Source organism: Pseudomonas sp. GL-RE-26, from assembly GCF_019956275.1.
Lineage (GTDB): Bacteria > Pseudomonadota > Gammaproteobacteria > Pseudomonadales > Pseudomonadaceae > Aquipseudomonas > Aquipseudomonas grandcourensis.
This window is the reverse complement of sequence record NZ_JAHBDI010000001.1, coordinates 92,684-106,921: the sequence shown is the minus strand read 5'-3', so window position 1 is coordinate 106,921 and position 14,238 is coordinate 92,684. Positions and strand designations below refer to the sequence as shown.

The window sequence follows — 14,238 nt, the reverse complement described above, 5'->3', positions numbered from 1 at the left end:
CAGGGGTTTCGGCCACGCTGCCGAGTCTCTATGATCCCGGGGGTCACCCTCAGACCCCCAGCGCCATGTATCCCTCGCTCACCACCTTTAAACCTTGCGATCTGCCAACGCTGCTGAACAGCCTTCAGCCCATCGCGCCGTTGCTCGATACCCTGTCGGACGTGGTGTTTTTCATCAAGGACTGCGAGGCCCGCTACGCCTTCGTCAACCAGACCCTGGCCCGGCGTTGTGGTTTCAAACACAGGGACGAGCTGCTGGGGCGCACCGCCGAAATGGTCTTCCCGGAACGCTTCGGTCCGCTGTACACCGAGCAGGATCGGCGAGTGCTGTCCAGCGGTCGCGAACTGGCCGATCAGCTGGAGCTGCATTTGTATTATGGCAATCAGCCGATCTGGTGCCTGACCCACAAACTCGCCTTGAAGGATGAACAGGGTCGAATCGTGGGCCTGGCCGGTATCTCCCGCGACCTGCAATCGCCGCAGTCGAACCATCCGGCGTTCCAGAAACTCGCCGCCGTGGATGCCCATATCCGCCGCAACTTCGCCCGCTCCATCAGCCTCGCCGAACTGACCGCCATCGCAGGCTATTCCGTGGCGCAATTGGAGCGGCACTGCAAACGGGTATTCCAGCTCACCCCACGGCAAATGATTCACAAGGCACGCCTGGAAGAAGGTTCGCGGTTGTTACTGCACACCGGGTTGCCGATTACCGAGATTGCCTTGCGCTGTGGTTACACCGACCACAGTGCCTTCAGCCGGCAGTTTCGGGCGCTGACCAGTTTGTCGCCGAGTCAGTATCGCGATAACCAGCGTTAGGTTTGGGGGCATATCCGTTGCTGCGGTAACGGCCGCTTAGGGTTCCGCCCTTACGGCGGGTCACTTGGAAAAGCCCCAAGTAACCAAGGGCTCTTGCCCCTGACATTCGGTGCCTCGCCTAGGCTCGGCATGCCCTCGCTCCGGTCCTGCTCCGTGGGCCCGCCGCCATCGGCCATCCATGGCCGGGGGCGGCTAACCCGGCATCCATGCCGGGTTGCCCACTACGCAGAACCTCCTCTCGGCCTCTCGAGGGGGCGTGTACCACAACAGCAAAAGCGAGGCGGCCTACCGGCCGGCCTGATCGCGATCATCGTCGTGTTTCTTCCGCAGAAATTGGCGTATGTCCGTTAATAGCATCTGTACGCGGTCGGTGTAGGAGCTAGCGAAGCCTGCGATCCTTTGATCTTCAGCAATCGTTCTGACATCGGTGGTTCAACGCCGCACACAGCATTGACCAGTGTTCCTTAAAGGGGCGCCCGCGCTACCGCTGCTCCCATATGTAACACCTGCCCCCGATACCTTGGCGTCACCGTGCCTCGGGTTGCACCGCTACAAAACCTCTACGCCAAGGCCTGACAACTAATTCACCCCTCGGACTGGAATTAGGCACGCTGATTGCTATTGTTAATATCGTATACGAAATCCCCAATACGATTTTCAACAGCACTTCACATCAACGAGGCCTCTATGAAAAACCCCGCATTTGCCGTAGCCCTCAGCGCTGTTCTCAGTACCTCCTTTATCGCCACTGCCCAGGCCGACAAGCTCGACGACATCATCGGCTCGGGCAAGCTGCGTTGCGCCGTGACCCTGGACTTCCCGCCCATGGGCTTTCGCGATGCCAGCAACTCGCCTGCCGGCTTCGATGTGGACTATTGCCGCGACCTGGCGAAGATCCTCGGGGTCGAGGCCGAAGTGGTGGAAACGCCGTTCCCGGATCGCATTCCGGCACTGGTCTCCGGGCGGGCTGACGTGATCGTCGCGTCCACCTCCGACACCCTCGAACGCGCCAAGACCGTTGGCCTCACCGTGCCCTACTTTGCCTTCCAGATGGTGGTGCTGACCCGCGACGACACCGGCATCAACGGCTTCGACGACCTCAAGGGCAAAGCAGTGGGCAACACCAGCGGCACCTATGAGGCCATCGCCCTGGAGAAAGACGTGAAGAACTGGGGCTCGGGCAGTTTCCGAGCCTACCAGTCGCAGAGCGATACCCTGCTAGCCGTCGCCCAAGGCCACATTGATGCGACCGTGGTCACCAACACCGTGGCCGCCGCCACCCTCAAGTCGGGCAAATACAAAAACCTGAAAGTCGCCGGTAACGCCCCGTACGTCATCGACTACGTGTCCCTGGGTGCCAAGCGCAGCGAGTTCGGCCTGCTCAACTACCTCAACCTGTTCGTCAACCAACAGGTGCGCACCGGTCGCTACAAGGAGCTGTTCGTTAAATGGGTTGGCACCGAGATCCCGCCGACCAACCTGACCGTACCTCAGGTCTACTACTGAGATGTCCGGCATGCCTAGGCCAATGTCTCTGACCGGGCGCAGCCTGGTGGCGGGTGCCGCGCAAGGCGCCCTGCTGTTCGCCGATGTCGGCTTGAGTTTCTGGGGCGGAGTCGATCCCTGCACGGGTGAAGTCATCGACCGCCATCACCCGCTCAGCGGCCAACACCTGGCCGGCCGCGTGCTGGCGATTCCCAGTGGTCGCGGCTCGTGCACCGGCAGCAGTGTGTTGATGGAACTGATCAGCAACGGCCATGCACCGGCAGCACTGGTGCTGGCCGAACCCGACGAGATCCTGACCCTGGGTGTGCTGGTGGCGCAGACTATTTTTGCCCGTTCCCTGCCGGTGCTGTGCATCGGCAGGGAGGCCTTCGCCGCTTTACGCGGCCAGGCTTTCGCCCGAGTCGAAAATACAACGCTGAGCCTGTTCGATCACCTGCCGAGCGATGCCTGGCAGGGACTCGACAGCCCATTACCCAACACCGACACCACCGCCTCGATCGCGCTCACTGAGCACGATCGGGCGCTGCTCGACGGCCGGCATCGCAAAGCCGCGCAGATGGCCATGCAGATCGTCCTGCGCATGGCCGAACTGCAAGGTGCCAGCAGCCTGGTGGATGTCACTCAAGCGCACATCGACGGCTGCATTTATACGGGACCGGCGAGCCTGCGTTTTGCCGAACAACTGGTGCAATGGGGAGCAAAAGTACGAGTGCCCACCACCCTCAATTCAATTTCCGTCGACCAGCGCCGTTGGCGCGAACTGGGTATCGACCCGGCACTGGGTGAACCGGCCAGTGCCCTGGGCGATGCCTATATGGCGATGGGCGCGCAACTCAGTTTCACCTGCGCGCCGTACCTGCTCGACACTGCACCGAAGGCTGGCGAGCAAATTGTCTGGGCCGAATCCAATGCGGTGGTCTACGCCAACAGCGTGCTCGGTGCACGCACCCTGAAATACCCGGATTACCTGGACATCTGCATCGCCCTCACCGGCCGCGCGCCGCTGATCGGCTGCCACCTTGACGCACAACGCAAGGCCCGGTTGCAGATCGAATTGCCCGCCCTCGGTGAACTGGACGATGCCTTCTACCCGTTGCTGGGTTATCACATCGGTGCGCTGGCCGGCAGCCGCGTGCCGCTGGTGCTGGGACTGGAAAAACGCAAGCCGAGCCTGGACGACCTCAAAGCCTTTGGCGCGGCTTTCGCCACCACCTCGGCGGCACCGCTGTTCCATATCGCCGGGGTCACCCCGGAGGCCATTGACCCGGCGCAGGTGCTGGATGCGGACACTTCCATTCCCGTGGAAAAAATCCGCTTGAAAGACCTGCTGCTCAGCTGGCGCGAACTCAACAGTGCTCGCGATAACCGGGTGGATGTGGTGTCGCTGGGTAACCCGCACTTTTCCCTCAGCGAGTTCGCTCACCTGGCGCGACTGTGCCGGGGACGGCACAAACACCCGGATGTGGTGCTTGCCATCACCTGCGGCCGTGCGGTGCTGGAGCAGGCCCGCGAGGCCGGGCACATCGCCGTGAACGAAGCTTTTGGCGCGACCTTGGTCACCGACACCTGCTGGTGCATGCTCGGCGAACCCGTAATCCCCCTGGCGGCTAAAAACCTGATGACCAACTCGGGCAAATACGCCCACTACGCACCGGGCCTGGTCGGCCGCAAGGTGCACTTCGCCAGCCTTGCCGAATGCGTCGACGCCGCCTGCACCGCAACGGCCAGCGGACGTTTGCCGGCCTGGTTACAACCTGCTGCCCTACTGGAGAGCCCTGCGCATGTTTGACTACAGTTTCCAATGGCGCTCCGCCCTGCGCGCCCTGCCGGACATGCTTGCCGGTGCCATCGTCACCTTCGAAACCGCCGCGCTGTCGATGATCTTCGGCGTGCTGATCGCCCTGGCCCTGACGGTGATGCGCGAAGCCAAACACCCATTATTGCGCGGTTTCGGCAACGGCTGGGTATCGATTGCGCGCAACACCCCGTCGCTGTTCCAGATCTACATCCTCTACTTCGGCCTCGGCTCGCTGAACCTTCACGTCAGTTCATGGTTCGCCCTGCTGGCCGGAATCACCTTCAACAATGCAGGGTATCTGGCGGAGAACTTTCGCGGCGGCCTCAAAGCGGTTCCCCACACACAAGTGCGTGCGGCGCGTTCCCTCGGCATGAGTGCCTTCCAGGCCTATCGCATGATCATCGTCCCGCAACTGCTGCGGATCGTGTTCTACCCACTGACCAATCAGATGGTCTGGGCGGTGCTGATGACCTCGCTGGGGGTGATCGTCGGGCTGAACAATGACCTGACGGGGGTGACCCAGGAATACAACGTCAAAACCTTCCGCACCTTCGAATACTTCGCCATCGCAGCGGGGCTGTATTACCTGATTGCCAAGGCAATCGTTGCGGCAGCCCGGCTGATGGCCTGGCGGTTGTTCCGTTATTGAGGAGCTGTCCATGTTTTCCACCGATTTTTCCTCCAATGACCTGATGTTCCTGCTCAACGGTGCGTGGGTCACGATGCAACTGACCTTCTGGTCGATCATTCTCGGCTCCGTGGCTGGGTTGTTCTTCGGCCTGCTGCGCGCCTTGTTGCCTCGGGCCAGCCTGCCGCTGGCGTGGGTGCTGGACGTGTTTCGCAGCGTGCCGTTGCTGATCCAGTTCGTGCTGTTCAACTCGCTCAAAAGCATCGTCGGTTTGAACATCAGTGCCTTCAGCGTCGGCTGCATTGTGCTGGGGGTGTATGCCGCGGCGTACTTCACCGAAATCGTGCGCGCCGGCGTGTTGGCGGTACCGTTCACCGTGCGCCGGGCCAGTCGTTCGTTGGGCCTGAGCTTCTTGCAGGACTTGCGCTGGATCGTCCTGCCAATGGCCACTCGGGTGGCGTTCCCTGGCTGGCTGAACCTGGTGCTCGGCGTGATGAAAGACACCGCGCTGGTGATGTGGATCGGCATCGTCGAACTGCTGCGCGCCTCGCAAACCATCGTCACCCGCATCCAGGAACCGTTGCTGGTGCTGTGCATCGCGGGCCTTATCTACTACGTCATGAGCCTGGTGGTCGCACGCCTGGGCGCTCGTCTGGAAAGAAGGTGGCAAGAAAATGATTGAGATTGACAACGTACATAAATCCTTCGGCAACCTCGAAGTGGTCAAGGGCGTCAACCTGACGGTGAACAAGGGCGAAGTGGTGTCGATCATCGGCGGCTCCGGCTCCGGCAAATCGACCCTGCTGATGTGCATCAACGGCCTGGAACCGATCCAGAAAGGCAACATCCGCGTTGACGGCGTCGAGGTCCATCACAGCGCCACCGACCTTAATCGCCTGCGGCAGAAAATCGGCATCGTGTTCCAGCAATGGAATGCCTTTCCGCATCTGACGGTGCTGGAAAACGTCATGCTCGCACCGCGCAAAGTGCTGGGCAAAAGCAAGGCCGAAGCTGAAGAGTTAGCGGTGAAGCAACTGACTCACGTCGGTCTGGGCGACAAGTTCAAGACCTTCCCTGGCAAGCTGTCCGGTGGACAGCAGCAACGCATGGCCATCGCCCGGGCCCTGGCCATGTCGCCGGATTACATGCTGTTCGACGAAGCCACTTCGGCACTCGACCCGCAACTGGTCGGCGAAGTGCTGGACACCATGCGCATGCTTGCCGAAGACGGCATGACCATGGTGTTGGTGACCCACGAAATCCGCTTTGCCCGGGACGTGTCCGACCGTGTGGCGTTCTTCCGCAATGGCCTGGTGCATGAGATTGGTTCGCCGGATCAGGTGATTGGCAATCCGGTGCATGCGGAAACAGCGGCGTTTCTCAAATCGGTGAAATAACTAACGGCCCAATCGCGAGCAGGCTCACTCCTACAGGGTTAGCGGTGCATATCGAACAGTGTAGGAGCGAGCCTGCTCGCGATGAGGCCCGCACGGACAAAACAAGGATCAAGTCATGCGTTCATCAAAAGTCATTCATGTAGTCAGCTGCCACGCCGAAGGCGAAGTCGGCGACGTGATCGTGGGCGGTGTCGCCCCGCCGCCCGGCGCCACCGTGTGGGAACAGTCGCGCTGGATCGCCCGGGACGAAACCCTGCGCAACTTCGTCCTCAACGAACCCCGCGGCGGCGTGTTCCGCCACGTCAACCTGCTGGTCCCGGCCAAGGACCCACGGGCGCAGATGGCCTGGATCATCATGGAACCGGCGGACACCCCGCCGATGTCCGGCTCCAACTCGTTGTGCGTCGCCACTGTATTGCTCGACAGCGGCATCCTGCCCATGACCGAGCCGCAAACCCGCCTGGTGCTGGAAGCGCCCGGCGGCCTGATCGAAGCGGTGGCCGACTGCCGGGATGGCAAGGTGCAACGGGTGGAAGTGAAAAACGTGCCGTCCTTCGCTGATCGACTGGATGCGTGGATTGAAGTCGAAGGCATCGGCTCGCTGAAGGTTGACACCGCTTATGGTGGCGACAGTTTTGTGATTGCCGATGCCAAAGGCCTGGGTTTCTCCATCCGCCCGGATGAAGCGGCCGATCTGGTGGCGGTCGGGCTGAAAATCACTCGAGCGGCCAACGAACAACTGGGCTTCGTGCATCCGCTGAATCCCGAGTGGTCGCACATTTCCTTCTGCCAGATCGCCGCGCCCATCGTCCATGAGAACGGCATCGCCACCGGCGCCAATGCGGTGGTGATTCAACCGGGCAAGATAGACCGCTCCCCCACCGGCACTGGTTGCTCGGCGCGCATGGCGGTGTTGCAGGCCAAAGGCTTGATGCAGGTTGGCGAGCGCTTTGTCGGCCGTTCGATTATCGGCTCCGAGTTCCACTGCCGCATTGATTCGCTGACCGAAGTCGCCGGCCGCGCCGCGATTTACCCGTGCATTTCCGGCCGGGCGTGGATCACCGGCACCCATCAATTGCTGCTCGACCCAAGCGATCCGTGGCCACAAGGCTATCGCCTGTCCGACACTTGGCCCGGCGCCTGATCACGCAATCCCTGAACCCCCAGACCAACGGCCAGTAAAAACCCCTGAAAACCAAAAAAAACACTAGCAGAGCATGGTCATTTTAAATATCGTATACGAAATACAATTAACGAACCGGAGGCAACAATGAGCAAGCGCATTAACTGGAGTGGCGTCTTCCCCGCAGTGACCACTCAATTCAACGATGACTTCTCCATCAACCTGGAAAAAACCCATCAGGTGATTTCCAACGTGATCCGCGACGGCGTGTCCGGCCTGGTGGTCTGCGGCTCGGTAGGTGAAAACACCTCGCTGAGCGCCGAAGAAAAAATCGCCGTGACTGAAGTGGCCGTCGATGCCGCCCGTGGTCGCGTGCCGGTGATTTGCGGCGTGGCCGAGTTCACCAGCATACAAGCGGCCAAGGTCGCCAATGCCGTACGCCGGGTCGGCGTCGATGGCGTGATGCTGATGCCGGCGCTGGTCTACGGTTCCAAGCCGTTCGAGACCGCCGAGCATTACCGCTACGTGGCGAAAAACGCCGACGTGCCGCTGATGGTCTACAACAACCCGCCTATCTATAAGAACGACGTCACCCCGGACATCCTGATTTCCCTGGCCGACTGCGACAACGTGGTGTGCTTCAAGGACTCTTCCGGCGACACCCGCCGCTTCATCGACGTGCGCAACGAAGTCGGTGACCGTTTCGTGCTGTTCGCCGGCCTCGACGACGTGGTGCTGGAAAGCATCGCCGTGGGTGCCGAAGGTTGGGTCTCGGGCATGTCCAACGTGTTCCCGAAAGAGGGCGAAACCATCTTCCGCCTGGCCAAGGCCGGTCGTTTCGCCGAAGCCATGCCGATCTACGAATGGCTGATGCCGATCCTGCACCTCGATGCCCGTGCCGACCTGGTGCAGTGCATCAAGCTGTGTGAAGCCATCGCCGGTCGCGGCAGCGCTTTGACCCGTCCGCCACGCCTGGCCCTGCCGGAAGCCGACCGCGTATTCGTCGAGCAGATCATGGCCAAGGCGTTGGCGAGCCGCCCGGAACTGCCGGACGTCGGTCTCTGAGTGATTGCCGGGCGGGCCTTTACCGGCCCGGCCCGGCTGCCCGTTTTTTCGCGCCTTAACAAGGTACGTCAGCATGTCGAATCCTCAGCACACGCAAAGCGCAACCACACCCTCGGGACTCAAACGCGTAGTGGCCGCCGCCATGGCTGGCACCGTCGCTGAATGGTATGAATTCTTTCTCTACGGCACCGCCTCGGCGCTGGTCTTCGGTCAGCTGTTCTTCCGCCAGACCGACAGCCCCGTCGACGGCATCATCGCCGCCTTCGCCTTGTACGCGGTCGGCTTTCTCGCCCGGCCGTTGGGCGGTTTGGTATTCGGTCACTACGGTGACAAATTCGGCCGCAAACGCCTGCTGCAACTGAGCCTGGTAGTGGTCGGCATCACCACCTTCCTGATGGGTTGCCTGCCTGGCTTCGACCAGATCGGTTACGCAGCGCCGGTGCTACTGGTGCTGTTGCGGTTGATCCAGGGCTTCGCTTTCGGTGGCGAATGGGGCGGCGCGATTCTGCTGGTGTCCGAACACTGCCCGGACAATCGTCGGGGCTTCTGGGCCAGTTGGCCGCAAGCCGGGGTGCCGGCCGGCAACCTGGTGGCCACGGTCGCCCTGCTGCTGTTGTCGTCGAACCTGTCAGAGCAACAGTTCCTTGCCTGGGGCTGGCGCGTGGCGTTCTGGTTCTCGGCGGTAGTCGTGTTGATCGGATACTGGATTCGCACCAGCGTCGATGACGCGCCGATCTTCAAGGAAGCCCAGGCCCGTCAGGCACAGACCAAACAGCAACAGCTCGGTGTGGTGCAAGTACTGCGTCATCACTGGCGTTCGGTGCTGGTGGGAATCGGCGCACGCTTTGCCGAGAACATCCTCTACTACACCGTGGTGACGTTCTCGATTACCTATCTGAAACTGGTGGTGCACAAGGACACTTCGCAAATTCTGCTGCTGATGTTCGGCGCGCACCTGGTGCACTTTTTCCTGATCCCGCTGATGGGCTATCTGTCGGACATCGTCGGGCGCAAGCCGGTGTACCTGACCGGCGCGGTGCTCACAGCGTTCTGGGGTTTCATCGGTTTCCCGATGATGGACACCGGCAACAACTGGCTGATCATGGCCGCCATCACCCTGGGCCTAGCCATCGAGTCGATGACTTATGCGCCTTACTCGGCGCTGATGGCTGAAATGTTCCCGACCCACGTACGCTACACCGCTCTGTCCCTGTGCTACCAGGTGGCGCCGATCTTCGCCGGTTCCCTGGCACCACTGATCGCCATCACCTTGCTCAACAAGTACCACAGCTCGACTCCGATCGCCTGGTATCTGGTGGGCGCTGCGCTGATTTCCGTGGTGGCTGTCGGGGTGACCCGCGAGACCCGTGGCAAGTCATTGCGCCAGGTGGATGCCGAGTCGGCGGCGCGGGTTGCTGCCGTGGACGCAGCCGTGCCAGCCACCCCGCGCCGGGGTGACTCTTTGGCTTGATGGCCCTGAAAGATCGCAGGCTGCGGTCTTTTGCCCTTACCCTTTCCAGACCGGAGATTTTCAATGCTCGAAATCCTTGGCCACAACTACATCGGCGGAGCGCGCAGCGCCGTCGGCGGCATCATCCTGAACAGCCATGACGCCAGCACCGGCGAAGCACTGCCCTACTCTTTCGTGCAAGCCACCGCGCACGAAGTCGATGCGGCCGTCCAGGCCGCTGCGGCCGCCTATCCGACCTTTCGTAATTTGCCGGCGACGCGCCGGGCGCAATTCCTTGAAGCCATCGCCGCGCAACTGGATGCCCTGGATGACGAGTTCGTTGCCCTGGTGACCCGTGAGACCGCCCTGCCCAGCGCCCGGATTCAGGGCGAGCGCGGCCGCACCAGCGGCCAGATGCGTCTGTTCGCTCAGGTCCTGCGTCGGGGCGACTTCTACAGCGCGCGCATCGACCGTGCCCTGCCGGAGCGTCAGCCGCTGCCACGGGTTGACCTGCGCCAGTACCGGATCGGCGTCGGCCCGGTGGCCGTGTTCGGCGCGAGCAATTTTCCGTTGGCCTTTTCGACTGCTGGCGGCGATACCGCAGCGGCCCTGGCCGCCGGTTGCCCGGTGGTGTTCAAGGCCCACAGCGGGCACATGGCAACCGCCGAATGCGTGGCCAATGCGATCCTGCGCGCCGCCGAGCAGACCGACATGCCCAAGGGTGTGTTCAACATGATCTACGGCGCTGGTGTCGGTGAAGCGCTGGTCAAGCACCCGGCGATTCAGGCCGTCGGTTTCACCGGCTCGCTCAAAGGTGGCCGTGCCCTTTGCGACATGGCCGCCGCACGGCAACAACCCATCCCGGTGTTCGCCGAGATGAGCAGCATCAATCCAGTGTTGGTATTGCCCGAAGCCTTGCGCGCGCGGGGCGAGAAAATCGCCGGTGAACTGGTGGCATCGGTGGTCCAGGGTTGCGGGCAGTTCTGCACCAATCCGGGGTTGGTCATTGGTATTCGCGCCCCTGAATGGACGGCGTTCTCTGCCCGAGTAAGCAACCTGATGGCCGCACAACCGGCGCAAACCATGCTCAATGCTGGCACCCTCGACAGCTATGAAAAAGGGCTGCGGGCCTTGCTCGAGCATCCGGGCGTGACGCACCTGGCGGGCCACGACCAGTTGGGCAATCAGGCGCGGCCGCAACTGTTCAAGGCCGACGTCAGCCTGCTGCTCAATGGGGATCCGCTGCTACAGGAAGAAGTGTTCGGGCCGACCACCATTATCGTTGATGTGGCGGACAAGGTTGAGCTGCGGCAGGCGTTGAACAGCTTGCACGGGCAACTGACTGCGACATTGATTGGCGAAGCATCGGATCTTCAGACCCATGCAGACCTGCTGGTACTGCTGGAACAAAAAGTCGGCCGGGTACTGTTCAACGGTTACCCCACCGGGGTCGAAGTCTGCGATGCCATGGTCCATGGCGGGCCTTACCCTGCAACCTCCGACGCCCGTGGCACGTCGGTTGGCAGCCTGGCCATCGAGCGATTCCTGCGTCCGGTGTGCTACCAGAACTGCCCGGACGCCTTGCTACCCGACGCCTTGAAAAATGCCAACCCGCTGGGGATTGCACGGCTGGTGGATGGCAGCAGCCAACGCGACTCAATCTAGAAAACCGCACAAAGAACTGTGGGAGCGAGCCTGTACGCGAAAGGGCCATCAGCTTCAGCCTCTTCGTTGACTGACACGCCGCCTTCTCGAGCAAGTCGGATCGCCGCACCGCCGCTCCCACAGGATTGAGCACGTTGATTCAATCAGGCGAGCAAGGCCTTGAGGTCGTTGTACAGCGCCTCGGGAATTTGCACGCCTTCCACCAGGCTGCGTACCCGCGCCGCGTAACGTCGTTGCGACGGTAAGCGTGCGCCCTGCCCTTCAATGCCCTGGAACAATGTTTCGGCCCGGGCCAAATGTTCTTCAGTGGCGTCCCCCAGAAAGCGCCGAGGGTCCAGGGCGATGATCAACTCGCCATGGTACGGCGACGACTTGCTGCCCCCGTCGTAAGCCAACGACTCGGCACTGGTCAGGTCACCAATCAGCGGCCCGGCAATCAACTCCACCATCGCCGCCAGCGCCGAACCCTTGTGCCCGCCGAACGTCAGCATCGCGCCGCTGTCGAGCACCACGTTGGCGTCGGTGCTCGGCTGGCCTTGGGCGTCGACGCCCCAACCTTCGGGAATCGCCTTGCCGGCACGCCGGTGCAGTTCGATATCACCACGGGCAATCGCGCTGGTGGCGAAGTCGAACACAAACGGATCTTGCCCCGCACGCGGCCAACCGAAGGCAATGGGATTGGTGCCGAACACCGGCAGTCGTCCTCCAGCCGGCGCCACCCAGGCGTGGCTCGGATTACACGCCAGTGCCACCAGACCGGCAGCAGTCAGTTGCTCGATCTCCACCCACAGCGCAGAGAAATGTACACAGCGGTTGATTGCCAACGCCGCAATGCCGTTGGCCCGGGTTTTCTGCGCCAGCAACGGCAACCCCGCCTGAAACGCCAACTGCGAAAACCCACCGCCAGCATCCACCCGCACAATCGACGGCGCCTGGTCGATCACCTGTGGCTCGGCATCGGCTGACACCTTGCCGGCCCGCAGGGAATTCACACACCCCAAAATCCGGTACAAACCGTGGGAGGCACAGCCATCACGTTCGCCAGCAATCACCGTCGCCGCCACCGCTTGTGCATGGGCCAGATTAAAACCGTTGTGCAACAAGATCGATTCGGCCAACTCACGGGCTTCGATCAGGGTCAGTCGGATCATGGTCATCTCCTTGGACAGACCGGTCAGAGTGGTCTATCCGAGGCGTTATGGCTTGATGGGTTTGGGCATTGGCGGTGACGAAATTGGCATAGCGCAGGCCGTTGGACCCCGTTAATCCAATGGCTGATGAGATCCAGTGTGGGAGCGAGCCTGCTCGCGAAGGCCACACCTCTGTTTCAAGACTGATTGATGCTTTTGCGGCAACACAGAATTGCCATCGACCTGATTGATAGACCTCTGCGCAAGGCGCAGGCTAGAGAGCTGATTTGGCCTCTCATATCATTCCGAATGATAGTTACCTTCGCCCCATTCGATTCGTGAGATACAAACCCGCCGCGCATCATTCGCCAATCTCAATACATTGGCGGATGCATCCATGGAACAGTCACTCAAACATTTGCGCTTCCCGTTGGCTTTGTTGGCCGTAGTGGTGATCAGCGCCTGCGGCAAGGCCCCGGAAACCGCCGCCAGCATGCCTGCGGCCAAGGTCAGCGTGGCCAAGGTGCTTGAACAACCGGTCAACGAGTGGGACGAATTCACCGGCCGCCTCGAAGCGCCGGAAACCGTCGAAATTCGTCCACGGGTCTCCGGCCAGATCGATGAAGTGGCGTTCACTGAAGGCGCCCTGGTCAAGAAAGGCGACCTGCTGTTCCAGATCGACCCGCGTCCGTTCCAGGCTGAGGTCCGCCGCCTCGAAGCCCTGGTTGCACAATCGCGCGCCAATGCCACCCGCAGCGAAAACGAAGCCCAGCGCGGTGAGCGTCTGCGCACCAGTAATGCCATTTCCGCCGAGCTGGCCGATTCGCGCACCAGCGCCGCCCAAGAAGCCCGTGCCGCCGTCGGTGCCCTGCAAGCGCAACTGGACCTGGCCAAACTGAACCTGAGCTTCACCCGCGTGACTGCTCCAATCAGCGGCCGCGTCAGCCGTGCCGAAATCACCGCCGGCAACCTCGTAACTGCCGACACCACCCCACTGACCAGCGTGGTCTCCACCGACAAGGTGTACGCCTACTTCGACGCGGACGAGCGTGTATTCCTCAAGTACACCGAGCTCGCTCGCCAGGGCAAGCGAGGCGCCACGACCCCGGTCTACATGGGACTGTCCAATGAAGACGGCAACCCGCACCAGGGCGTGATGAACTTCGTCGACAACCAGGTCAACCCGAAGACCGGCACCATCCGTGGCCGCGCCGTGTTCGACAACAGCGATGGCAGCTACACCCCGGGCCTGTATGCACGCCTGAAACTGGTGGGCAGCGGCACCTACAGCGCCATGCTGATCAATGACGAAGCGGTCGGCACTGACCTCGGCAAGAAGTTCGTGCTGGTGATGGATGCCGACAACAAGACCGCCTACCGCGCGGTGGAGCTGGGTCCGAAGATCGAAGGTCTGCGCATCGTGCGCAACGGCCTGAGCAAGGACGACACCATCATCGTCAAGGGCCTGCAACGGGTACGCCCTGGTTCACCGGTCACCCCTGAAGTGATTCCGATGGCCAGCGAACAAACCCTCGCGGCACTCGCACAACAACGCCAAGCGCTGGAAGCCAGCAACCTGCCCCAAGTCGCGCCTGCCAAGGTTGCGCCGGGTACGGCTGTGAAACTGGCTGCCACGACCCCACGCGGTTAAGGGATTTTTA

Annotated in this window: 12 protein-coding genes; 11 read left to right on the top strand and 1 reads right to left on the bottom strand. The window is 61.7% G+C overall.

Annotated features, from left to right (window positions below):
• Window positions 1–65: 65 nt before the first annotated feature.
• The 10 genes from KGB07_RS00500 to KGB07_RS00455 all read left to right on the top strand — a co-directional run bounded on the left by KGB07_RS00500 (window position 66) and on the right by KGB07_RS00455 (window position 11,447).
• Entirely contained in the window at window positions 66–815 is a 750-nt protein-coding gene (locus KGB07_RS00500) for an AraC family transcriptional regulator (RefSeq protein WP_223464107.1), read from the top strand.
• Between the two features lie 687 nt (window positions 816–1,502).
• Entirely contained in the window at window positions 1,503–2,321 is an 819-nt protein-coding gene (locus KGB07_RS00495; protein ID WP_046042020.1) for a transporter substrate-binding domain-containing protein, read from the top strand.
• Between the two features lie 10 nt (window positions 2,322–2,331).
• The gene (locus KGB07_RS00490) at window positions 2,332–4,110 is read left to right on the top strand and encodes an aconitase X (RefSeq protein WP_223464105.1); all 1,779 of its coding nucleotides are present in this window, start codon (window positions 2,332–2,334) and stop codon (window positions 4,108–4,110) included.
• Window positions 4,103–4,768: an amino acid ABC transporter permease gene (locus KGB07_RS00485; RefSeq protein WP_046042021.1), complete on the top strand. Its 666-nt coding sequence runs from the start codon at window positions 4,103–4,105 to the stop codon at window positions 4,766–4,768. Before KGB07_RS00490 ends, KGB07_RS00485 begins: the two co-directional genes overlap by 8 nt.
• Before the next feature lie 10 nt (window positions 4,769–4,778).
• Window positions 4,779–5,429 (top strand): amino acid ABC transporter permease, encoded by a 651-nt coding sequence (locus tag KGB07_RS00480; protein WP_046042022.1) that lies wholly within the window; start codon window positions 4,779–4,781, stop codon window positions 5,427–5,429.
• Complete coding sequence (locus tag KGB07_RS00475; protein ID WP_046042023.1) at window positions 5,422–6,144, top strand: amino acid ABC transporter ATP-binding protein; 723 nt, start codon at window positions 5,422–5,424, stop codon at window positions 6,142–6,144. Before KGB07_RS00480 ends, KGB07_RS00475 begins: the two co-directional genes overlap by 8 nt.
• A gap of 115 nt (window positions 6,145–6,259) precedes the next feature.
• Entirely contained in the window at window positions 6,260–7,288 is a 1,029-nt protein-coding gene (locus KGB07_RS00470; RefSeq protein WP_008018645.1) for a trans-3-hydroxy-L-proline dehydratase, read from the top strand.
• A 126-nt stretch (window positions 7,289–7,414) separates the two neighbouring features.
• On the top strand, window positions 7,415–8,332 hold the full coding sequence (locus KGB07_RS00465) for a dihydrodipicolinate synthase family protein (RefSeq protein ID WP_046042025.1): 918 nt from the start codon (window positions 7,415–7,417) through the stop codon (window positions 8,330–8,332).
• Between the two features lie 73 nt (window positions 8,333–8,405).
• Complete coding sequence (abaF, locus tag KGB07_RS00460) at window positions 8,406–9,803, top strand: fosfomycin efflux MFS transporter AbaF (RefSeq protein ID WP_223464104.1); 1,398 nt, start codon at window positions 8,406–8,408, stop codon at window positions 9,801–9,803.
• Window positions 9,804–9,866: 63 nt separating this feature from the next.
• Window positions 9,867–11,447, top strand: coding sequence for an aldehyde dehydrogenase (NADP(+)) (locus tag KGB07_RS00455; protein WP_223464103.1), 1,581 nt, complete (start codon window positions 9,867–9,869; stop codon window positions 11,445–11,447).
• 143 nt (window positions 11,448–11,590) lie between these two features.
• Here the strand turns inward: KGB07_RS00455 and KGB07_RS00450 are convergent, their stop codons facing one another.
• A complete protein-coding gene (locus tag KGB07_RS00450; RefSeq protein ID WP_223464102.1) occupies window positions 11,591–12,598 on the bottom strand; it encodes an Ldh family oxidoreductase in 1,008 nt (335 codons plus the stop codon).
• Window positions 12,599–12,974: 376 nt separating this feature from the next.
• Here KGB07_RS00450 and mexE point away from each other — a divergent pair, with 376 nt between their 5' ends.
• Window positions 12,975–14,228 carry a multidrug efflux RND transporter periplasmic adaptor subunit MexE gene (gene mexE / locus KGB07_RS00445; protein ID WP_046042030.1) on the top strand — a complete coding sequence of 418 codons (1,254 nt, stop codon included), beginning with the start codon at window positions 12,975–12,977 and terminating at the stop codon, window positions 14,226–14,228.
• The last annotated feature ends 10 nt before the right edge of the window (window positions 14,229–14,238 follow it).